Source organism: Marinobacter sediminum, from assembly GCF_016820575.1.
In the GTDB taxonomy this organism is placed as follows: domain Bacteria; phylum Pseudomonadota; class Gammaproteobacteria; order Pseudomonadales; family Oleiphilaceae; genus Marinobacter; species Marinobacter sediminum.
Genome location: NZ_JAEMQH010000005.1, coordinates 50,440 through 73,236 on the forward strand (window position 1 = coordinate 50,440; position 22,797 = coordinate 73,236).

A 22,797-nucleotide genomic window follows, 5' to 3' on the forward strand; every position below is an offset into this window, starting at 1 on the left:
ATTTGGTCACTCAACCTTTTTTGCTTGCGGAAAGACTTTGCTCGTACCCGCTCAACAACACCTGCCAACGTAAAGCCAGCGTTCCCTCAGGCAGATCGTCGAGTCGCTTTTCCAAAGATCTTTTGAGCCTATTCAGGTTCCGCTTCTGCCACCCCGCCATACCCGAATCAGAGCGCACGCCACGCAACTTGCAACGGTCAAAATCAATTAGATACACATCGTTCGCAGACACCAGAATGTTGTCACAGTTAAGGTCCACGTGATCCAGACCTTCAGCGTGAAATCGCGCGATGGTTTCACCCACTTGCCGCCAAATTAGATCGTCCGCAATCGAATCATGCTCCAACATCGCAACGGCCCCTGGAATCCTCCGAACAAGAATCGCGGCCTGATAGCGAAAAGTGCCAACGCGTTCTGCAAGCGCTCCCACTGGCTCGGGAACCGGAAGGTTGAGCTTGAGAAGTTGAGAAAGAATCCGGAACTCGCGAAAAGAACGAGACCGTTCGAAACCGGTAAAGATATATCGTCTTTTGGACAGGTGAGCGGCGAGCCCGCCCCGATAATAGTGACGAAGTACGATATCTTCACCGTCACAACGTAAAAACCAGGCACCACCGCGCCCCCCGGTTCCCACGGGCACAAGACTGGCTCCCCAATGATCAGGTTCGAACCAACGAGGACTAAGGCCTTCGAATTTTTCGTTGCGCAGAAAAGCCGTTTCTCCGGACTTCACTGTTTGCCGACTGGCTTTCACTGGCACAGCACCATGAAAAAACACCTCATGCTTGTTCGATGCAGACAAGACGCATTCCAGCAAGTGGGCTAGAATGCGGCTCAGTTTAACAATGCGCACCGCCCGGCTCCACATTAAGCGATCACCAATTGGAAAACGTTAAATTGATTAACTCCATCTGCATCCTCCGCCTCTCCGCCATCGGCGATGTCACCCACGTCATCCCGGTTGTCCTGAGCCTTCAGGAGCAGCTGCCGGGCGTGAAAATCACCTGGGTGATTGGCAAGATCGAGGCGAAGCTGATCGGCGACCTTCCGGGCGTCGAGTTCATCGTCTTCGACAAGAAAGCCGGCCGTCAGGGCTACGCTGATCTGCGCAAGCAGATGAAGGGCCGCAGCTTTGACGCTCTGCTGCACATGCAGGTGGCGCTTCGGGCCAACCTGGCCGCGGCGTGCATCCCAGCCAAGGTGAAAGTCGGCTACGACAAGGCCCGCAGTAAAGACCTGCACAGCCTGTTCATCAATCAACGGATTGCGCCAGCTCCTCAACAACACGTACGTGACTGCCTGGCCAGTTTCCTGGAGCCGCTTGGACTTTCACCCGCAGCGCCTCGGTGGAACATTCCGCTCAGTGAGGGCGACCACGAGTTCGCCCGCCAACAGCTGGCAGCCGATCGCCAGAATCTGGTGATCAGCCCATGCGCCAGCCATACCCTCAGAAACTGGCCGGCGGAACGCTACGCACAACTGGCGGATCATGCCATCCGCGAGCACGGCATGAAGGTGATTCTGGTTGGCAGCCCGGCGCCGTTCGAGGCGGAGTACTGCGAAGCCATTGAAGCGGCAATGAAGGAGAAGGCCAACAACATCTGTGGCAAGGACACGCTGAAGCAACTAACTGCCCTGATGACCCACGCCGACCTGGTGGTGGCGCCAGACACCGGCCCGGCCCACATAGCCAGTGCCGTGGGCACTGATGTCCTGGGCATCTATGCCGCCAGCAACCCTTACCGTTCGGGCCCCTACAATTCACTGGAGTGGTGCGTGAACCGCTACCCAGAAGCGCTGGAGCAATTCACCGGCAAAACCGTGGAACAGTCTCGATGGGGCGCGAAAGCGGAGTTTGAAGGCGCGATGGAACTGGTGACCGTACAGGATGCCACCGACATGCTAGACAAGTGGATTGAGAACCGGCGTGCAGTACAACCAAAAACGGCGTCGGACCTGAGCTGATCCAACGCCGTTTTCGATGTCCGCATTACACCGAGTGAATCCGGATCGCAGTGACTCGTCCTTTGCGAATCAATGGCGAGTCACTGAAGAGCCTCTAACGGCTCACTTGCGAGCGGTGTAATCCTGATAGGATTTCTCTTCCACGAAGCGTGAGCCCAAGGCCAGGTTCACGTCTTTCTTGATCGCTGCGCGCTTGTCGTTGGTTACATATACCGCTCGGGCAAGCTCAATGAAGCGCTCGCCAAAATTCTGCGCAGCTTCCTGATCCCGAATATCGTCCTCAATCACCCACAGCTCCTCGTTCACTGCCTTAAGCTGTTTTCTCAGATCGGCAATTGCGCTTTGATCGGTAACCGCTTCGTCCCAGGTGGCACTGAGCTCATCCAGCTCTAAACGGACGTTCTTGAGCTTGGCCTCGTCCTTGATGCGCTCGGACTTGATTTCGAGGATGGTGATTTTATCGAGAACCTCGCCGAAGGAGACGGGGACTTTAATGACGTCTGCCATTTGCTGTTCCTGAAAATAAAGTGAATTTAAACAACAAGGCCGCCTGACTGCTGCAACACAGAAGGCGGCCTGGATAATCCTTCGCTGATCAGCCCTTAACGTGGGTCAGCCAGCTGTTGCGGGACTCAAGCTTGCCCTTCACCGCATCGAAATACATGGCCTGCAGCTTCTCGGTGACCGGACCACGCTTGCCGGCACCAATGGCGCGGCCGTCCAGTTCGCGGATCGGCAGAACTTCAGCGGCGGTGCCGGTGAAGAAGGCTTCATCGGCAATGTACACTTCATCACGGGTGATGCGACGCTCTTTTACCGGAATATTCAGCTCGCTGGCGAAATCCAGGATGGTCTGGCGGGTGATACCTTCCAGACAGGAGGTGAGCTCAGGCGTGTGCAGCACGCCGTCGCGAAGAATAAAGATATTCTCACCCGAACCTTCCGCGACATAACCCTCGTTATCCAGCAGCAACGCTTCCTCACAACCACTGGCAATGGCTTCATTCAGTGCCAGCATGGAGTTGATGTAGTTGCCGTTCGCCTTCGCCTTACACATGGTGATGTTGACGTGGTGACGGGTGTAGGACGACGTCCGAACCTTGATGCCCACCTCTTTGGCTTCCGGCGACATGTAGGAAGGCCAGCTCCAGGCGGCGACCATCACATGAACCTTCAGGTTATCGGCGCGCAGGCCCATGCCTTCGGAGCCCAGGAACACCATGGGGCGCAGGTAGGCTTCGTCCAGGTTGTTTTCACGAACGGCTGCGCACTGCGCTTCGTTCAGTTCTTCTTTGCTGAACGGCATCTTCATGTTGAGGATGTGAGCGGAGCGGAACAGCCGATCGGTATGCTCTTTCAGACGAAAAATAGCCGGACCGTTGGCGGTGTTGTAGGCTCGCACGCCCTCAAAACAGCCCAGACCATAATGCAGGGTGTGGGTAAGCACGTGAGTTTTGGCTTCCCGCCAGGGAACCATTTCACCATCCAGCCAGATGTGGCCATCGCGATCAGCCATCGACATTCTTCGTTGCTCCTAAAAAAGCGGTTTTCGGGGATTTGGCATTCTAGCAGGAAACTTCGCAGGAAGAAAACTTAGCAAGCTAATCAATAATGATATCCTGCCAGAGCCTGCGGACGTAGTCACGCTCCTCCGGGAAGTTGCCTGCCTCCACCTCACTGTTCAGGTTCTGCAGCGCTCGCCGGTGAATGGTCGACCGCAAGGCGATAAAGACATCGCGCAGCTTCTCAGTATCCGCCACCGACATCACCCCAACCTGCCCCAATGCCTCCATCTGGCGGATATTGTCCGACCACTGGGTCAGTTCCGGGTGGTCGGCGCAATTGGCCAGCATCAGGTACTGCACCAGAAACTCGATATCGACGATGCCGCCGGTATCGTGCTTGATATGGAAGACTTCCTGCTGACGGGACTCCGGCGTGCCCAGACTAGTGCGCATCTTCTCCCGCATATCGACCACCTCTTGCCGGAGCTTTTCCCGGTCCCGAGACTGGCACAGAATATCGTGGCGAATCGATTCGAACGCCTCCAGTGTCTCCCGGCAGCCCGCCACTCCGCGGGCGCGAGCCAAGGCCTGATGCTCCCAGGTCCAGGCTTCGCTACGCTGGTACTTTTCAAACGCGTGCAACGTACTGACCAGGAGGCCCGAATTACCCGAGGGCCGCAATCGCATATCCACCTCATAGAGCAGGCCCGACGGTGTCTGGGTGTTCAGGATATGGACAATGCGCTGCCCTAAACGGGTGTAAAAGACCGCATTATCAATCGATTTCTCGCCATCGGTTGAGAGTTCGGGATCAGCTCCGTGGACAAACACCAGATCAAGGTCCGAGGTGTAACCGAGCTCGATACCGCCAAGCTTGCCGTATCCGATGATCGCAAAGTCGGTCTCACACACTGAGCCATCGGCTCGTTTCGGGTATCCGTGTCGGCTCACCAGATTGGAGAAAGCCACATCCACCACGTGCTCCAGCACCACTTCCGCCAGCCAGGTCAGATAATCGCTAACCTTCATCAACGGCAGCGTGCCTTTCAGTTCCGATGCCGCCAGCCGCAACAGGTGCGCCTTCTTGAAATGACGCAGCGACTCCATTTGCTCTTCCAGATCCTCAAACGGAATCCTCAGCATCTGCTGCCGCAAGTCATCCTGCAACTCGGCCTTGGCCGGCGGGTGATACAGGCTTTCGGCGTTCAGCAACTCGTCCAGCAACAATGGGGTTTCTGCCAGCTGCTGGGCAATCCAGGGACTGTCGCTGCAGAGACTGACCAGTTGCGAACAGGCACCGGGATTTTCCAGCAGCAGCACCATGTAGGCGGTTCGCCGAAGGATGGCCTCCACCAGCTGCAGCACGCGGGACAGTGTCTCGGAAGGGTTGTCGACCTGGGTCAAGGCGTCGAGCAACACTGGCATGAACTGGTTCAGACGCCTGCGCCCCTGGGTCTGAAGAGTTTGAACCGTCCGGTTCTCCCGCAGCTCCCGGAGCAGCGCATAGCTGCCAGGCGCGTCCTCGTAGCCGTGGTCGGCCAGCCAACGCACGGAGGCTTCCTCATCCAGCTCCGCTAGCCAGAGCTCTTGCCAGCCCTCTTCCAGAGCACCAGCTCCCTCTTCATCGTCGTCCTCGGTTGCAATGATATTGGCAAAATGGGTCGCAACCCGCTGCCGGTGGGCTTCCAGCGCCGACTCACAGCTCTGCCAATCGTCATAGCCCATAATCAGGGCGACCCGCGCTTTGTTCAGCTCATCCTCGGGCAACAACTGGGTTTGCTTGTCGGCCATCCCCTGGAGCGCGTGCTCGAGATTGCGCAGGAAGACATAGGCCTTCCTCAGTTCCTTGACGACTTTCGGCGGCAGCAACTCAAGTTCCTCAAGCTCCTTGAGGATGACCAGCAATTCGCGCTGCTGGAGCTCACGGTCGCGGCCACCACGAATCAGCTGGAACGCCTGGACCACAAATTCAATTTCCCGAATGCCGCCACTGCCGAGCTTGATGTTGTTTTCCAGCCCCTTGCGGCGAACCTCCCGGCCGATCATCGCCTTCATGCTCCGCAGCGATTCGAACGCACTGAAATCGATGTACTTGCGGTACACGAACGGGCGCAGAGTCTCCATCAGCACCTTGCCCGCTTCCTGATCCCCGGCGACCACGCGGGCTTTCACCATGGCGTAGCGTTCCCAGTCCCGGCCCTGATCCTGATAATAGGCTTCCAGTGCGGCAAAGCTCAGGGCCAGCGCGCCACTCTGGCCGTACGGACGGAGCCGCATATCCACACGGAACACAAAACCGTCGGCAGTGATCTGGTCCAGTGCCTGAATCAGGCGCTGACCAAGCCGGATAAAGAACGTCTGGTTGTCGATGGAGCGGCGGCCGCCCCGGGTCTCGCCCTTATCAGGAAAGGCAAAGATCAGGTCAATATCCGAGGACACATTCAACTCGCGACCACCGAGCTTGCCCATGCCCAACACCACCATTTTCTGGGGTGCATCCTCGCCGGTGACCGGGTCCGGCCCATAGGGCGTGCCAGACTGCTCGCAGGCATCCTCGTAAAGCCAGTGCAACGCACCCTCAATGCAGGTATCGGCAAAGCCACTGGTTGCGGCCATGGTCTCAGCCAGGTCAGCCCAGCGCAGCAGGTCGCGCCAGATAATCCGGAACTGGACCTCGCGGCGGAACTGGCGCAGGGCCGAGTGCAGGGACGACTCGTCATTCACCGGGCTCAGGTAATCCTGCCAACGCTGTGACAGAAACTCAGGAGTTGTCGGCTCGGTCAGCGGATGGGCTTGCACCATAATCTGGACATGCTCTGGATACCGCTCCAGCACCTGACGCAAGAACAGACTCCGTGCCACAGCCCCGGCCACCGTTTCTTCCGACTGCCCGGCCTTTGAGGTCAGCCAGTCCGGCACGCCTTCAGGGAACACCGAATCCCAGCACGAGGCAACATCGTCAGCTAAGGGTGTCGGAAGGGAGCTCCACGGCTCAGACATAATGCAAACCCCTGTCTCTCTGTTATATTTCCGGTACTGTATAACGAACTCACCCGCGACTGAACAGGCCTGCCCCCGGAATGCTGAGAAACCGACGCGCACTGAGCCCGGAGCACGAACAAACACACCTTCCAATGGGAGGGCTGATCCGAAAACGGGTAAAGCGGCTGTTCCTGATTCTGGGAGGGCTGCTAACCACCCAGATCCTGATCATGTGGAATGTCGAAGAGCTCAGCCTCTTCGAATCCATATGGATCACCATGACCACTGTATCAACTGTCGGCTATGGTGACTTCGCACCGAAAACAACCTTCGGGCGCCTTAGCACCATCCTGATCATGTTTGTCGGCGCCATCACTTTGCTGACTCTCATCGTCAGCGACTTTATCGAGTACCGGTTCTACCGCCGGGAACGCATTCTGACCGGACGCTGGATCTATAAAATGAAAGGCCACATCGTGATTATCAATACCCCGAAACACGGGGGCGAGCAGTACTTCATGCGTTTTGCCTCCCAAATTCGCTCGATACCCGAGTACGAAACTATCCCAATCATGCTGCTTACCAGGCAGTTTCCACAAGGACTGCCCACCGAGCTCGCCGACATGGGCCTCATTCACTACCACGGCTCTGGGTTCGAACCGGAAGCCCTGAAGGCTGTGCACGCGGGCAGTGCACGGCACATCGTAGTGCTGGCCTCAGACGAGACGGATCTGCAGTCAGACAGCCTGACGTTCGACATTGCCCACCGGCTCAGCGAACAGAATTTGGCCTGCAATACCACACTGGAATGCGTGGAAGACGGTAACCGGGGGCGCTTCAAGGCTCTGGGCATTCGGACGATAATACGGCCGGTGCGAACCTACCCGGAAATTATGGTGCGCTCGGTGGTGGCGCCCGGGTCAGAAAAGGTTCTGGAGGATATGTTCAACTATGAGCACGACCACCCGCACCGTTACGACCTGAAGCTGGACGATCTGAATTGGGCCGACATCGTCAGTGCATTGATACGTCATGACATCGGAACCGCTCTGGCCTACATCGATAACGACAATGAAATTATCTGTCACCCCTCAACCCATGACGAAATTGAGGGGAGCGGCCTGATCGTACTGGTAAAATCGACAGACACACCGGGCGTAGAAGTGGTTCAGGAAGCCTTGGACCGGTACCGGGATTTCCTGGCTCGGTGGCATGAGAGTAATGGCAAACGAGATGACCGCCAGGCCGACATGCCATAGTTTTCTTCCTTACCCACTCGCGATGGCCAGCTGCAATCGTCCGAGCATTGGCTCGCTAACGAGATCAGGAATGCGCTCGCCCCGTTCGAGAGCGGTTTCAACCGCCTGCAGCGATTCGCTTACACCTGCCTTTGCGGCTTTCGCCCTGACTTCGGTGAGATTCCAATGACTTATTGGACATGGTTGACCGATTAACCACGACTGGCTCAGCCCATGCAGGAACTCGTTCACCGACAGGACTTCATTGCCGGGCTGCCCCGGAAAGTCTGGTTCGTGTAGTCCAGCCAGGTAATAGCCCTGTTCCGCTTTACTCACCAGATTCAGAAAGACTGGAACCTGCTCGGCCAGCTTTTTGGCCCAGGCGAGCAAGGCCGCCGAATCGCCAGCCTTGAGCTCCAGCTCCAGCTCATTCAGGGGCAACAGCCGGGTGCCACTCACGATCTGACCACGATCAATCGCAACTTCGATACTGGTGTTTCCATCCCGAACCATCACGACCTGGCGTTCGAAGTTGGTTTCGAATACCGGCTGAAGGTCGTCAAGATTAATGCTATCAGCCAAAGGCGTATCCGCCAGCATAACCAGATTCAGGTCTGTCGAATGCAAAGGCCACTCCCACTCCTGGCGCCGATGGGCTCCGCGGACAAAATCTCCCTGGGTTTTCAACGTCTGGATATAGCGGTCACCAGCCTGGCGCACGCGCAGGGCTGCTCGTTGCCGATTGAGGGCTGCATCCGGCGTGTCGTAATAAATATTCACCAGGGTCTTCACCGGCCCAAGACTCGCCTCCGGCTGACTAAGCAGCCAGGCCAAAGCCCGCTCTAAAGCCTCGTCTGTCAGCGTCAGTTTGATCTCCAACTCTTCTGCCATATCTGCGCCCCCAGTCTTCTCGATCATTTCAGAATACATAAAAAAACCGGCGACCCGAAGGTCACCGGTTTTCGACTAAATCTGAACTAGCTGGTTAGCTGATCAGAAGTAGTAAACAGCACCGAGAGCGGCTACTGAAGCTTCGCTCTCGTCAGCAACGCCGTATGCATTGTCGTCACCGCCACCGAAGTAGCCTTCCACGTATACATACATGTGGTCAGATACGTTGTGCAGCGCTTGAACGGTAATGGTGTCATTGTCGACGCCGTCGTTGTCCGCCGCAAAGGCTTCGTACGACAGTGCGAACTGGTTAGCACCCAGGGAGTAAACGCCCTGAACACCGTACACATCGCCTACGTCCTTGCGGGTCTGGAATTCACCAGTCAGGGTCAGAGCGTCCAGAGCAACAGAAGCTCGAACACCGTAGGTGTTTTCATTGTTTACGTCAGCGTCGTCGCTAGAGTATTCGGTAGTGCCGTCGTTGGAGTCCATCGCAACCGCCAGCTCCAGGTTATCAACTGCGTAGATCGCAGCCAGCTGGTACGGGTAGGACTTGCCACCGGTAGTGCTGTCGCCATTAACCTGGACGGCCGCGCCCAGAGTCAGGCCACCAAAGGACGGAGAGGCGTACTGGATCAAGTCGCCTTCACCAGTGTCATAGCTTCCGCCGATGCTCAGGTCAGCTGCTTCATAGAAGTTAGCGATGGTGTCGATGGCGCGCTCGTAAGTAGAGTCATCAGAGCCGATCCATACTTGGCCGAAGCTGTCACCCTTAACACCGATGTAAGCCTCGTCAATGTTTGCACCTGTCGAATCTTTCTCGTCAGCCCCAAAACCGTCAAGCTCCAGCTTGAAGAAACCAGTAACTCCCGGAGCAATCGCGTGGTCGTGGGCTACACCAAGAGTACTGCCGTTGTCGCGGTGATCAATTCCGTCTGCGCCGCCTTTCACGTCGCTGTAAACCAGCGCGTACTGGATATTACCGTATACAGACGGCATGGAATCCATCTTGGCTGCCAGCTCGGAGGCAGACATATCACCGTCTGCGGCGAAGGCTGCGCCAGAGAAGGTCGCGGCTGCAATAGCGGATGCGATGAGTGTTTTTTTCATTTTGCGTCTTCCTTTTTGAGTTAACTCAGGTTTTAGCGACGGGTTCTTGTCCCGATTTTGTAAGGCAATACCAGTCTTCGCTGGATAGGCCCGATTCTGTATTACCCCCATGTCAGTTTCATGACATCCAGGATAACTTTTCTTCTAGTTATTAAGATCCGCTTCCCAGCAGATCTTTTCAGCTCAGTTACTTACAGGTCTTTATTAAAGTCCTGCATGATGAACCTGTTTTAATACAAGCCACCTGTTTTTGCAAACTTTCAGCGTTGCATTTTTAGCTCGTTTTGCACCAGAAAGGCAAGTGTTTATGCGATCCAGCACTCAGCAGCCAACTAATATTCCTTTAACAATATCGGGGCCAAAACTTATTTACCCCTTAAAAATCATACCCTTAAACTTTACAAGTCTGTAACAAACCCTTTTATCCTCAGATGAGGCGAGACTAGGCGCACCATTCAAATACACCTTATTCCTATCCGCCTCATAATGGTGCAGCGAACCATTCTTACCAAAGCGTTACTCATCCCTTAACCTGCAGCATGAAAGTTACCGGGCCGTCATTGATAAGCTGAACTTTCATATCCGCACCGAACCTACCCTCAGCTACGCGCTCGCTGCCAAGCTCAGCCTGTGCAGTCATGATAAACGTGCGATAGAGCGTTTCTGCCACATCAGGAGCAGCCGCACTGGAGAAGCCGGGGCGCGTGCCCGAGGCCGTGTCGGCAGCAAGAGTAAATTGGGGGACGACAAGAAGCTCGCCACCGGTATCCAGCAGACTCCGGTTCATGCGGCCCTGGTCATCGGGAAACACTCGATAGGTCAGTATCTTTCGGCACAATTCCCTGGCCTGTGCATCCCCATCGCCGCGTTCAACGCCTAACAACAGAAGCAGGCCCTTACTGATGGCGCCAACCTGTTGATTGCTCACGGCGACACTGGCTTCCGATACTCGCTGGATGAGCCCTTTCATGCACTTCTCTGGGTATTGTTAAACGGAGGAACGTCGAATGGCTACTGAGTCTATCGGCGGGATTAACGATTCGCAACCATCAAAAAGTACGACTAGCTCGCACTTTCTCCAGATTTGGCGACCACCTCTTCAACCCCTCGGATCAGGGCATCAACGATGGCGGGTTCAGAGGCAGAATGCCCGGCGTCCCGGATAATCCGAAGCTCTGCTCCGGGCCAGGCCTTGCTGAGCGCGAGCGCGTTATCCAGCGGACAGACCATGTCATAGCGCCCATGGATGATAATGCCCGGAATGTCGGCCAATTTATGGGCATCCCGTACAATCTGATCCGGCTCCAGAAAGGCCTTGTTCATGAAATAATGGCACTCTATGCGTGCCAGGGCGATGGCAACGTGCGGATGCCCAAAATGCTCCACTACCCTCGGATTGGGATGCAAGGTAGCGCAGCGCCCTTCCCAGACAGACCAGGCCTTGGCTGCCTGAATTTGTTCCAATTCGTTAGCGCTGGTTAGTCTTTTGTAATAGGCCGCAACCATGTCGCCCCGTTCTTCGACGGGTATCTGGGTTTCAAAATCCTGCCAGTAGTCCGGAAACACCCGGCTGGCGCCATCCTGATAAAACCATTGAACGTCGCGAGGACGGCACAGGAAGATGCCCCGCAGCACCAGCCCGAAAACTCGCTCCGGATGGGTCTGCGCATACACCAGGCTAAGGGTAGAACCCCAACTACCGCCGAACAGCAGCCACTTATCGACACCCAAAAAGGAGCGCACCGTTTCCATATCGTCGATGAGCTTGTCCGTGCTATTACCCTCAAGCTCAGCCAAGGGTGAGGAGCGCCCTGCCCCGCGCTGATCCATCAGGATGATGCGGAACCGCTCGGCGTCGAAGAAGCGTCGGTGGTAGTCCTCACAGCCACCACCGGGCCCGCCGTGAACCACCAGCACCGGGATGCCCTCCGGGTTCCCGCTTTCTTCCACATACAGCTCATGGGGTGGATCCACCGCAATGCGGTGCTGGGCATTGGGCTTGATGTCGGGATAGAGGGTGAGCATGACGCGATCCGGCAAAGGGTTTAACCGGAGTTTAGCTGATATGAACAAAAAAGGGGCGGATCAAACCTGATCCGCCCCTTTGAAATTCCTATTGGAATTTACTTCTTCTTGGCGCGCTTGCGTTCGTTCTCCGTCAACAACTTCTTACGCAGGCGGATGGACTTGGGCGTCACCTCTACCAGCTCGTCGTCATCGATGAATTCAAGCGCCTGCTCAAGGGTGAACTTGATCGGCGGCACCAGGCCAATAACCTCGTCCTTGCCAGAAGCACGCATGTTGTCGAGCTTCTTGCCTTTGGTCGGGTTCATGACCATGTCGTTGTCACGGCTGTGAATGCCGCACAGCTGACCTTCGTAGATTTCCTGCCCTGGATCCAGGAACAGCTTACCGCGGCTCTGCAGGGTTTCCAGCGAGTAAGTCAGCGCCGTACCGGTTGCCATGGACACCAGAACACCGTTTTGGCGGCTGGTGACGTCACCGACCTTGATCGGGCCGTAATGGCTGAAGGTGGACGTCAGGATACCGGTGCCTGAAGTCATGGTCAGGAAGGTGTTACGGAAGCCAATCAGACCACGGGCCGGGATGGTGTAATCAAGACGCATGCGCCCTTTACCGTCCGGAACCATGTTGGTCAGGTCGCCCTTACGCAGACCCATCTGCTCCATGACAGGACCCTGGTGCTGCTCTTCAATGTCGACGATGACATTCTCATACGGCTCCTGCTTCACGCCGTCAACCTCGCGAATGACAACTTCCGGACGGCCAACCGCCAGCTCGAAGTTCTCACGACGCATGTTCTCGATCAGAACCGACAGGTGCAGCTCGCCACGACCGGACACTTTAAACTTGTCGGCAGACTCGCCTTCTTCCACTCGCAGAGCTACGTTGTGCAACAGCTCTTTTTCCAGACGCTCTTTAATGTTGCGGCTGGTCACGTACTTACCTTCTTTACCTGCGAAGGGCGAGTCGTTGACCTGGAAGGTCATGGAAACAGTCGGCTCGTCTACGGTCAGTGCCGGCAACGCTTCAACCTGAGACTGGTCACACAGGGTATCGGAGATAAACAGCTCATCCATACCGCTGACGCAAACAATGTCGCCCGCCTGGGCTTCATCGACTTCGACGCGCTGCAATCCGGAGTGCCCCATGATCTTGAGGATACGCCCGTTACGCTTCTTGCCGTCGGCGCCGATGGCGGTTACCGGGGAGTTGGTCTTGATCTTGCCCCGCGCGATGCGGCCGATACCGATAACACCCAGGAAGCTGTTGTAGTCCAGCTGGGAGATCTGCATCTGGAACGGGCCGTCCAGGTCAACGTTGGGCGCAGGCACATGATCGACGATGGCCTGGAATACGGCATCCATGTTGTCGTCCAGGTTCTCATGATCCATACCGGCGATGCCGTTGAGAGCGCTGGCGTAAACAATCGGGAAGTCCAACTGTTCGTCAGTGGCACCAAGGGCATCAAACAGGTCGAACACCTGATCCACTACCCAATCCGGACGCGCGCCCGGACGGTCGATCTTGTTCACGATAACAATAGGACGCAGGCCGGCTGCGAACGCTTTCTGAGTTACAAAGCGGGTTTGCGGCATCGGGCCATCGATAGAATCGACCACCAGCAACACGCAATCCACCATGCTCATTACCCGCTCTACTTCGCCGCCAAAATCGGCGTGCCCCGGGGTGTCGACGATGTTGATATCGTACTCATTCCATTTCAGGGCCGTGTTCTTGGCCAGAATGGTGATACCACGCTCTTTTTCCTGGTCGTTAGAATCCATAACGCGCTCGTTTTCGAGCTCTTTGCGATCCAACGTGCCGGATTGGCGCAGCAGTTTGTCAACGAGGGTCGTCTTGCCATGGTCGACGTGCGCGATGATGGCGATATTACGAAGCTTTTCAATCACAACTATAATCCTGCGGCATGCTTTCTTTGACCTGAGAGGGTCTTAAGGAGGTAAAACCTCTCACATGCCGTCTCAAATCCGTAAAGTGAACCCATTTTCCGATACCGGGCGGCATCGGCGCGTCCCAGCCAGCTAAAAAGGACCGGGAGCAAATGAGGCGGCGGGCAGTATATCGAAAAGTCCACACTGATTATATGCAGATAAACGACTATATCTGCGCCACGCACCTGCACCACAAATGATCATGGCCGCCCCATAACGCACTATCCTGGTGCAATTACCGGAAGAGCTTGCGCCAGAACAAAGCTCTGCCATACCCATAAAAGTGCTGCAGGCCGCACCACTGTGCGTTTCTGGCGCACGCCCCAAAAATTGGCAAGCGCCTTGCTTTGTCCAAGTCAGCCAAATTTTCAGGTAAGTGGCTGGGGCTTTTGCTAAGCTGCAATGCCTGAATAAAAGATCGGATATCAGTCACACTGAACGATCCGGCAAAACGAACACGTATTTGCCCGCCAACGCGGGATAACTAACGGAGCATGCACAATGTCCAAGACAATTGATCTGATCAAAGAACACGAAGTGAAGTGGGTAGACATGCGCTTCACCGACAGCCGCGGTAAAGAGCAGCACGTGACCCTGCCTGCCTCAGAGGTGGACGAGGACTTCTTCGCAGACGGCAAGATGTTCGACGGTTCTTCAATCTCCGGCTGGAAAGGCATCAACGAATCCGACATGATTCTGATGCCAGACGATTCCAGCTCCGTCCTGGACCCGTTCACCGAAGAAACCACTCTCAACATCACCTGTGACATCGTTGAGCCTTCAACCATGCAGGGTTATGAGCGTGATCCGCGTTCCGTTGCCCGTCGTGCTGAAGAGTACCTGAAGTCTACCGGCATCGCCGACGGCGCCCTGTTCGGCCCGGAGCCGGAGTTCTTCGTATTTGACTCGGTCAAGTGGGAAGTAGACATGAAAGGTGCTGGCTACTCCATCCACTCCGAAGAAGCTGCCTGGGTTTCTGGCGAAGATTTCGACCGCAACAACATCGGTCACCGCCCGGGTGTCAAAGGTGGTTACTTCCCGGTTCCGCCGGTCGACAGCCTGCACGACCTGCGTGGCGCTATGTGTGCCGCCATGGAGTCCATGGGTCTGGACATCGAAGTTCACCACCACGAAGTGGGTACAGCTGGCCAGTGCGAAATCGGTGTTGGCGCCAACACGCTGACCAAGAAAGCTGACGAAGTTCAAATCCTGAAGTACTGCGTACACAACGTGGCCCACGCTTACGGCAAAACCGCCACCTTCATGCCGAAGCCGGTAGTGGGTGATAACGGTTCTGGCATGCACGTTCACATGTCCCTGAGCAAAGACGGCAAAAACCTGTTTGCCGGCGACAGCTACGCGGGCCTGAGCGAAGCGGCTCTGTACTACATCGGTGGTGTTATCAAGCACGCCAAGGCCATCAACGCCTTCACCAACAGCTCCACCAACTCTTACAAGCGTCTGGTTCCGGGCTTCGAAGCTCCGGTTATGCTGGCCTACTCTGCCCGTAACCGCTCTGCTTCCATCCGTATCCCGTACGTGAACAGCCCGAAAGCACGTCGTATCGAAGTACGCTTCCCGGACGCCTCTGCCAACCCGTACCTGGCCTTCGCGGCCCTGATGATGGCTGGCCTGGACGGCATCCAGAACAAGATCCACCCGGGCGATGCCATGGACAAGGATCTGTACGACCTGCCGAAGGAAGAAGCACTGAACATTCCGGTTGTTGCCGAAACTCTGGCCGAAGCACTGGATTGCCTGGAAGCAGACCACGAGTTCCTGACCCGTGGCGGCGTCTTCACTGAAGACATGATCCAAGGCTACGTGGACCTGAAGCGTGGTGAAGTAGAGCGCCTGAACATGACCACACACCCGGTCGAGTTCGAGCTGTACTACTCTTGCTAAGCAGTCCGCTGCGCTAGAACAAACCGAACCCTCCGGTTTGTGACGAAGCCCCGCCCAGTGCGGGGCTTTTTTATGGCCTGATTAAAGGTGTCTGCCGTTCTTAACGATATGTAACTAACAACCTGCCTCAGGGGCGTTGAAATGACGTCGGGGGCCGCAGATAATCGAATAAAACATCAACACAGGTGTGCTTATGAAACCAAGGACCGGACTATTCGCCGCAGCCCTGATCCTGCTGACTGGCCCCGCGGTCGCAGAGGTTTACCGAAACGTGGATGCCGATGGCAACGTCACCTTCTCCGACGAGCCATCAAAGGGCTCCGAAGCCGTAGAGGTCAAGCCAGTCACCACCGTTACCCTACCCAAGCCCCAGAACGTGCGCGAAACCGACAAGCTGCGTGAGGAAGTCAAACGTGAAGGTTCGGTGTATGAAAGCGTCGGCTTCGCCTACCCCGAAAACAATCAGGCCTTCCACAGCGGCAGCGGCGACATCCAGTTTGAAGTCCGCAGCACTCCGGGCCTTCAGGCCGGCCACAAGTACGAGGTGACCCTGGACGGACAACCGGTAGGCCAGAGTACTTCAGGTTCGGTGAGCGTCCGTAATGTGTTCCGTGGCACTCACGATGCCCGCGCACACATCGTGGATGAAAACGGTGTTCAGGTGAAAACTGGGCCGGCCATCAGCTTTACCGTTCACCGCCCTTCCGTCGCCAACTAAACCCCTCGCACTATTTTGGTGCGCACGCACCACAAACACGCCATACTCTGACCAGCAACAGGGCGTCACTGCCCCGCTGGTCATCAGTTTTCTTCCACAAACGCACCAGCTTACGGCATGTTTTGGCGCTGATTGACGCCCATGCCCGCAGTTTGCCCACTCTTTTTAGCCTGACCTTCAAAGTGGTTCGCTTCTTGCAAACTTTAGAAGGTCACCACACTTACAATGTCGAACCAACGGGATTACACATGGCATTGCCCACGGCCACCACTCACGGCTACAAGAGCATTCTCGATAGCCTCACCACGGCAATCCTGGTGCTGGAAGGCAACCTGAGGATTCGTTACTTCAATCCGGCCGCCGAAAGCCTGTTCGAAACCAGCATGACCCGAAGCCAGGGCCAGTTATTCGACGACATCCTGATCGATTCTGAAGATGCCCTGAAAACCCTGCATGCCGCCGCTGAGAATGGCCAGTCCTACACCCGGCGCGAGGCCGAATTCGTTCTGGCCAGCGGATCGCGGTTAACGGTGGATTATTCAGTAACCCCCGTCAGCCTGGACCCCGTTGAGTTGTTGATTGAAATTCAGCCCCGGGACCGCCTGCTTCGGATCAGCCGGGAAGAAGACATCATTTCGCAGCAGGAAACCACCCGGATTCTGGTGCGCGGCATGGCCCACGAGATCAAAAACCCTCTGGGCGGCATCCGGGGCGCGGCGCAATTGCTCGACCGCGAACTCAATGACGAAGACCAGCGCGAATACACCCGTGTCATCATCGACGAGGCCGATCGCCTGCGCAGCCTGGTCGACCGCATGCTAGGCCCGAACAAGGCCCTGAAGCTGGCAGAAACCAACGTGCACGAGGTGCTGGAACGGGTTGGCACCTTGCTGGAAGCAGAAAGCAAAGGTCGCCTTTTGTTCCGCCGGGACTACGACCCCAGCATTCCGGAATTCTCAGGCGACAAGGAACAGCTTATTCAAGCATTCCTGAACATCGCTAGGAATGCCATGGAAGCGGCCTTCGAGAACCAGACCGGTCACCGGAATGAGGCGCCGCCCACCATCACATTCCGAACCCGTGCCCTGCGCCAGTTCACCATTGGCAATCGGCGCCATCGCCTAGTCTGCCGGGTCGACGTGATCGATAACGGGCCCGGCATTCCACCGGATCTATTGCAAAACATCTTCTACCCGATGATCAGTGGCCGAGCCAGTGGCACCGGCCTTGGGCTATCCATCACCCAAAGCATCATCGGGCAACATCGCGGTCTGGTCGAGTGCGAAAGCGAGCCCGGCCGAACCGACTTCATCATCTTCCTGCCTCTGGAGGAAACCCCATGAGCCAACCGGCAAACGTCTGGATCATAGACGACGATCGCAGTATTCGCTGGGTGCTGGAGCGCGCCCTTAACCAGGCCGGTTTACAGCCCCGGGTTTTCGAGAGTGGCGAGAGCATCATGATGCGTCTCGAACACGAACAACCAGACGCCATCATCAGTGATATCCGGATGCCCGGTGTGGATGGCATTACCCTGTTATCCCAGATCGTTGAGGCCCATCCTGATCTGCCGGTGATCATCATGACCGCGCATTCGGATCTTGAGAGTGCGGTGACCAGTTACCAGACCGGCGCTTTCGAGTACCTGCCCAAGCCGTTCGACGTGGATGACGCGGTTGCGCTGGCCAAACGGGCCGTAGCGCACAGCCATGAGAAAAAGGCCAGTGCCGAACCCCTCACCGAAAGTGCGCAGCGCAATACCGAGATCATCGGCGAAGCCCCGGCTATGCAGGAAGTCTTTCGCGCCATTGGTCGGCTGTCACACTCCAACATCACCGTGCTGATCAACGGTGAGAGCGGTACCGGTAAAGAGCTGGTGGCCCAGGCGCTGCACAATCACAGCCCGCGCGCCAAGCACCCTTTTATTGCCCTGAACATGGCGGCCATCCCGAAAGACCTGATTGAATCCGAGCTGTTCGGGCACGAAAAAGGCGCATTCACCGGAGCCGGCGCCGCGCGCCAGGGCCGGTTTGAGCAATCCAACGGCGGCACCCTGTTCCTGGACGAAATTGGCGACATGCCCGCCGACACCCAGACCCGCCTGTTGCGAGTACTCGCGGATGGCGAATTCTACCGGGTTGGCGGCACCACACCCATCAAAGTGGACGTGCGCATCATCGCCGCCACGCACCAGGATCTGGAGAAGCTGGTTCAGGCCGGTTCCTTCCGGGAGGACCTGTTTCACCGCTTGAACGTTATCCGGGTGCATCTGCCCAAGTTGGCGGAACGGCGTGAAGACATTCCCCGGTTGATGCAACATTTCTTGAAGCGGGCGGCCAAGGAACTGGCGGTAGAGTCCAAAATCCTCCGCCCAGACGCCGAGGAATACCTCACCACCCTGCCCTGGCCTGGCAACGTCCGCCAGCTGGAAAACACCTGTCGCTGGCTGACCGTGATGGCCAGCGGCCGCGAGATCCACATCGATGACCTGCCGCCAGAACTGCTTCATCAGGCGGAAACGCCCACCGTGGGCACCACCTGGCAGGAAGGCCTGCGCAACTGGGCCGAACAGGAACTGAAGCGCGGCAAGAAAGGTATTCTGGACAGTGCGATACCCGAATTCGAGAAGATCATGATCGAAACCGCCCTGAAGCACACCGGTGGCCGCCGCCGGGATGCCTCGGTGCTGCTAGGCTGGGGGCGCAATACCCTGACGCGGAAGATCAATGAACTGGGGCTGGACCACCCCGAGGGAGATGACGATTGAGCCACCGGGCTCGTTTGCCAGGGGCAGTCTGAGAAGGCTGCCCCTTTTTTATTCCTTATTTCGGAGGGTGGTGGCTTTCCAGCCTAGCGCTCCTGCCAGTAGATAACTCGGTCGTGCCCCCGGTAGACGCCGAACGTGGCAATGGCTGAGGGGGTTTCAAGGGCCCCATCGCCATCGAAATCGCCCCGGAGCCAGAGCGGCACGGCGAAGGTTGCGCCCACGTTTCCAGTGTTTCCCTGCCCCGGGGCCATCAGTATAAGCCCACTACCAGATCGAGGCTCCCCCGATGCTAAAGTGTCAGCCCGAGAGTCAACCGAGGAGCTGCCACCGGACAGGCCAGACTCGTCTAATACCACGCCCGCTCCGGTGTTATAGGCCCAGCAGCTGTCAGCTTCGTTAGGCACGAAAGCCGTTCCCGTGAAATATTCGGCATTGAAAGGGACAACCAGATTGGAAATTTCCGGACCGTAAGCGTTCTCAAGGTTGAGCCTGCCATAGCGAATCTCGAATCCGAAAGTGGGCGTGAGGTCGACCGGTGTTTGAGGTGCGGCAGAAACCATGTCTGAATCCACCAGGGCAGTCAGTGCAATGGAGTAGTCCGGGGAAAACGGGGCTACTTTCGAATCCACAGTTTTATCAAAAGCCAGGGTATCTGAGGCTGAAAAGACGTACCGTAACTGCCCATTCCCCAGATTTAAGAAAGTCATCGGCGACAGCGTCGCAGAAACCGGGAATGGACTCCCATCGGCATCAGTTGCAGAGCTGTCTGCGGCCGCGGGCACTCTGATGAGATCAAGGTCATTGAGCTTCATGAAGTCACCCAGGGTGTAGTTAGTCGCAACTCCACCGGAAGCCGTCCGCGCTTCGGCTGTAACGATCGGCGCAAAGCCGCTTGCCCAGCCCAGTTCCTGACCGGTATATGCAAAATCAACCAAGCCAGCGGTACAGAACGGCTTAACCATACCCCGCTCCGAGACCGTGATTTCGAATCGAGCCGGAACAAAGCGGCCGACATGATCGAGTCGGGTGCCCACCACGTCCTCGGTTCCCAAGTAACCCGATCCCGACGCCAGGCGCGGCGTCAACGCGATAATGCCAACCTCAGGCCAGTTGAAGTTCCCACAGGCCGAACCCGCTGCCGCTGGGCTGGCGTCACAGTCTTGGCCGAAGGCACCAAAAGCGCCGGCAACAGGAGGATTGTCACCGCCGGCTGGAGCCACCAGCGATGCGTCAAGGCGAACCGATTCAGGCGTGGATTCTTGGCCAAAGTTGGGGGTCAGGTCGCCAACAGCATTGAGTGCGGAGACCGTCATCTCAAAGGCCTCACCGGCGGCCGTCAACACGCCGCCACTGGCGTTGGTGGCCTCAGGGTTGCCTGGCACTTCAAGGCGGAAGCGATCCGGGCGGGTGATGAACTCGGTATTGCCCACCATCAGCAGGCCCGCGTCGCCATTGGCACCGCTTCCCTCGTAGCGGGCATTCAGGGCTAGCCGGCCAACATCGGGGTAGGCCAGGTCGAAAGTTGCAATGCCGTTTCTATCAAACTGTAGCGCCGTCGCAGTGCCCGAACTGGTTTGTGCAATCGGCACGGAATCCACGCTGACCGATGCGTTGCCCGTCGCGGGATCGGCGTAATTCGACCAGAGACCGACCTCGCGGGTCTCATCCGAGAAACCGGGCACACACCGCTGGCTGTTGTCATCCTTGCGAACGGCGGCAATTGTTCCCGGCGTCGTAACCGCCGCGGTGTGGTCCGGCACGTTAAGGACGAAGCCGGAGTCAAAGAAGGTCATATCACAGGTTTCGGCGCCACCGGTAAAGCAGCGCGTTGGGTTAGCTGCCGACGCCGCCTGCGCATCAAGCGTCACCGAACCGGGGGTGGTGTACTGCAAGCTGACGTCCGCAGTTTCAGTGAAGGTGACCGGATTGGGCGTCCAGTCAGCCACCGGTGACGTGAAGTCCACCGTTACCGGATCGCTGAATAAGCTGTTACAACTGGCATCGGCACAGGCCGTCACCGTCACTTCAGCCGGCGAACAGGTAATTCCATTGCCCGGATGACTCAAGCGGATGTGGTCCGGGCCAGCGCTGCAGGGGAAAGTTTGCAACCGTTTCTGATCGATTTTGTCCGCAGTCAGTACTACCCCGTAAATACGGAACTCGTCGATGCGCCCCCGCCAACGCTGGCTTTTTGCGCCCTCGCCGATGCTGAGCCTGTCAACAAAGTCGATCGTGCCGTTCGGGCGGGAGCCATCGTTGGGCCGAACGCCGGATACGCTCAGCTCCGTGCCGTCGAGAAATACCTTAATGTCACCTCCACTGCGCCAGGTCATGGCGACGTGCTGCCACTGGTTCTGCTTCAGCACTCCGCCGGTAGTTTCCACCTGCAGACATTCCCGACCCGGATCGCAATCCGAACTAGCAACGCTGGCTTTGAGGACCTGGTTCTGCCCGCCGTACGCCCCGTTTCGATCAAACCGCATCCCCAATCGGTTGTCCCGGCCGTTGGGATTAGCGGTGAAAAAGATGCCCCGGTCGTTGCCGGGCTGATCGGTGTTGTACACCCAGGCCATGATAGTGACTTCCCGAAGGCCATTGAGATAGTCGCCAGCATCAGCGTCCGTTAAACGATCGTTATTGCCATCAAACTCTCCGTACCGGCAGGTTCCTGGGTTGCCCGCGAGGGCTGGATCAGTCTGCCCTGTCGTCGCGCCTCCCTGAGCGGTGGCGTCACGACCATTGCCGCTACTGTCGACGACCTCTCCCGGACTCCCAGACCAGCCGGATTGTTCCATGCGGTAAGTCACCAGTGCCGCGGGCAGAACAATGCCTACGCCAATCTGGCTCTCAAACGTGCCATAGCGGTCGCCATTGTTATCCTGAGAGTCGGTCAGTTCCAGATAAAAACGCCGCGATTCCGTCGCCCCGGAAGTCAGCGTCGGCACAATCACTTCAGCGCTGAGGGCGCCTGCCGGAATGGTGACTGAGTCGTTGGTTGCAGAGAAGTCGGTTCCAGCAACAGCAGTGTCGTCCCGGGTCCGGTAGGTGACCGTTAGGTCGCGAGATGCCGACACGGCGAGCGTGACCGTGAACACGGCGTCGTCACCCTGGAAAGCGGTGGCGCTGTCAACACTGACCGCGGGGCCGTCAACATCGCTGTCATTCGTCGTATTTTCAGTATTTTTATCTGAGTTGCCAGGTGCTCCGCCCCACGGACCCGTTCCGTCCGGGCTGCGAGCCAAGGTTTTTGTATTGGAACCGGCCGCTTCCCAGTCGTAGGCCGGGGTACAGTTTGTATCTTGCTGATCGTTAAAGTTATCAACCGAAAGGTAATCGATAGTTTCATCATTGGCGTCTCTGAGAAGGACATCCATGCCATCTTTCAGGTTGATCAGGTCTTTACTGGCAATGAGTGATTTTGGTGTGGTAATCCATGGGGCGTTGCTGTCGTCCATGCTAGAGACCGGAATATCGCCGGTGCAGCCGCCTTTGTTGCCAGCCGAGCAGGCACTCAGTGTCCAGCCGTTGTAATCTGACGCTTCAATGCTGGATGACAGAATTTTGATTTCAATAAATCGGGTCTTATTGCCGTTTTTATGCACTTCGTTAATGGTTGCCAAGCCATGGAAGTCCTCGGAACAGACTGCCAGTACAGCCCCTGAAAACGGAAGTGCCAGACAAAAAACGAACAATCTCTGCCAGCGAACCAATCCTCTGAAAAGATCGCGAAAATTCCGCA

General features: G+C 56.9%; 16 protein-coding genes. 6 read left to right on the top strand and 10 right to left on the bottom strand.

Annotation, left to right across the window (positions count from 1 at the left end):
- Positions 1–10 precede the first annotated feature (10 nt).
- Positions 11–853, bottom strand: a complete 843-nt coding sequence (locus tag FGO67_RS16275; RefSeq protein ID WP_203301733.1) for a 3-deoxy-D-manno-octulosonic acid kinase — start codon at positions 851–853, stop codon at positions 11–13.
- A 47-nt stretch (positions 854–900) separates the two neighbouring features.
- On the opposite strand from FGO67_RS16275, the gene FGO67_RS16280 reads away from it, so the two are divergent.
- Complete coding sequence (locus FGO67_RS16280) at positions 901–1,965, top strand: glycosyltransferase family 9 protein (RefSeq protein ID WP_203301763.1); 1,065 nt, start codon at positions 901–903, stop codon at positions 1,963–1,965.
- A 102-nt stretch (positions 1,966–2,067) separates the two neighbouring features.
- Here FGO67_RS16280 and FGO67_RS16285 read toward each other — a convergent pair whose 3' ends face one another.
- The 3 genes from FGO67_RS16285 to glnE form a co-directional block, all read right to left on the bottom strand.
- On the bottom strand, positions 2,068–2,472 hold the full coding sequence (locus tag FGO67_RS16285) for a DUF6165 family protein (protein WP_203301734.1): 405 nt from the start codon (positions 2,470–2,472) through the stop codon (positions 2,068–2,070).
- Between the two features lie 88 nt (positions 2,473–2,560).
- Complete coding sequence (locus FGO67_RS16290) at positions 2,561–3,487, bottom strand: branched-chain amino acid transaminase (RefSeq protein WP_203301735.1); 927 nt, start codon at positions 3,485–3,487, stop codon at positions 2,561–2,563.
- Between the two features lie 79 nt (positions 3,488–3,566).
- On the bottom strand, positions 3,567–6,470 hold the full coding sequence (gene glnE / locus FGO67_RS16295) for a bifunctional [glutamate--ammonia ligase]-adenylyl-L-tyrosine phosphorylase/[glutamate--ammonia-ligase] adenylyltransferase (RefSeq protein WP_203301736.1): 2,904 nt from the start codon (positions 6,468–6,470) through the stop codon (positions 3,567–3,569).
- An 80-nt stretch (positions 6,471–6,550) separates the two neighbouring features.
- Here glnE and FGO67_RS16300 point away from each other — a divergent pair, with 80 nt between their 5' ends.
- Entirely contained in the window at positions 6,551–7,711 is a 1,161-nt protein-coding gene (locus FGO67_RS16300) for a potassium channel family protein (protein WP_203301737.1), read from the top strand.
- Positions 7,712–7,720: 9 nt separating this feature from the next.
- Here the strand turns inward: FGO67_RS16300 and FGO67_RS16305 are convergent, their stop codons facing one another.
- From FGO67_RS16305 to typA, 5 genes are all read right to left on the bottom strand, one after another.
- Positions 7,721–8,581: a CYTH domain-containing protein gene (locus tag FGO67_RS16305; RefSeq protein ID WP_203301738.1), complete on the bottom strand. Its 861-nt coding sequence runs from the start codon at positions 8,579–8,581 to the stop codon at positions 7,721–7,723.
- Between the two features lie 102 nt (positions 8,582–8,683).
- Positions 8,684–9,691, bottom strand: coding sequence for a porin (locus FGO67_RS16310; RefSeq protein WP_203301739.1), 1,008 nt, complete (start codon positions 9,689–9,691; stop codon positions 8,684–8,686).
- Between the two features lie 520 nt (positions 9,692–10,211).
- A complete protein-coding gene (gene dtd, locus FGO67_RS16315) occupies positions 10,212–10,661 on the bottom strand; it encodes a D-aminoacyl-tRNA deacylase (protein WP_203301740.1) in 450 nt (149 codons plus the stop codon).
- Between the two features lie 92 nt (positions 10,662–10,753).
- Positions 10,754–11,716 carry a prolyl aminopeptidase gene (gene pip / locus FGO67_RS16320; RefSeq protein WP_203301741.1) on the bottom strand — a complete coding sequence of 321 codons (963 nt, stop codon included), beginning with the start codon at positions 11,714–11,716 and terminating at the stop codon, positions 10,754–10,756.
- 98 nt (positions 11,717–11,814) lie between these two features.
- Positions 11,815–13,626 (bottom strand): translational GTPase TypA, encoded by a 1,812-nt coding sequence (typA, locus tag FGO67_RS16325; protein WP_338039587.1) that lies wholly within the window; start codon positions 13,624–13,626, stop codon positions 11,815–11,817.
- A 543-nt stretch (positions 13,627–14,169) separates the two neighbouring features.
- Here typA and glnA point away from each other — a divergent pair.
- The 4 genes from glnA to ntrC all read left to right on the top strand — a co-directional run bounded on the left by glnA (position 14,170) and on the right by ntrC (position 19,058).
- Positions 14,170–15,573 carry a glutamate--ammonia ligase gene (gene glnA / locus FGO67_RS16330; protein WP_138441870.1) on the top strand — a complete coding sequence of 468 codons (1,404 nt, stop codon included), beginning with the start codon at positions 14,170–14,172 and terminating at the stop codon, positions 15,571–15,573.
- A 193-nt stretch (positions 15,574–15,766) separates the two neighbouring features.
- Positions 15,767–16,291, top strand: a complete 525-nt coding sequence (locus FGO67_RS16335; protein ID WP_203301742.1) for a DUF4124 domain-containing protein — start codon at positions 15,767–15,769, stop codon at positions 16,289–16,291.
- Between the two features lie 248 nt (positions 16,292–16,539).
- On the top strand, positions 16,540–17,634 hold the full coding sequence (glnL, locus tag FGO67_RS16340; protein ID WP_275297964.1) for a nitrogen regulation protein NR(II): 1,095 nt from the start codon (positions 16,540–16,542) through the stop codon (positions 17,632–17,634).
- Positions 17,631–19,058 (top strand): nitrogen regulation protein NR(I), encoded by a 1,428-nt coding sequence (ntrC, locus tag FGO67_RS16345; RefSeq protein WP_203301743.1) that lies wholly within the window; start codon positions 17,631–17,633, stop codon positions 19,056–19,058. The genes glnL and ntrC overlap by 4 nt, the downstream gene beginning before the upstream one ends.
- 83 nt (positions 19,059–19,141) lie before the next feature.
- Here the strand turns inward: ntrC and FGO67_RS16350 are convergent, their stop codons facing one another.
- Positions 19,142–22,678: a DUF6701 domain-containing protein gene (locus FGO67_RS16350; protein ID WP_203301744.1), complete on the bottom strand. Its 3,537-nt coding sequence runs from the start codon at positions 22,676–22,678 to the stop codon at positions 19,142–19,144.
- Between the last annotated feature and the right edge of the window lie 119 nt (positions 22,679–22,797).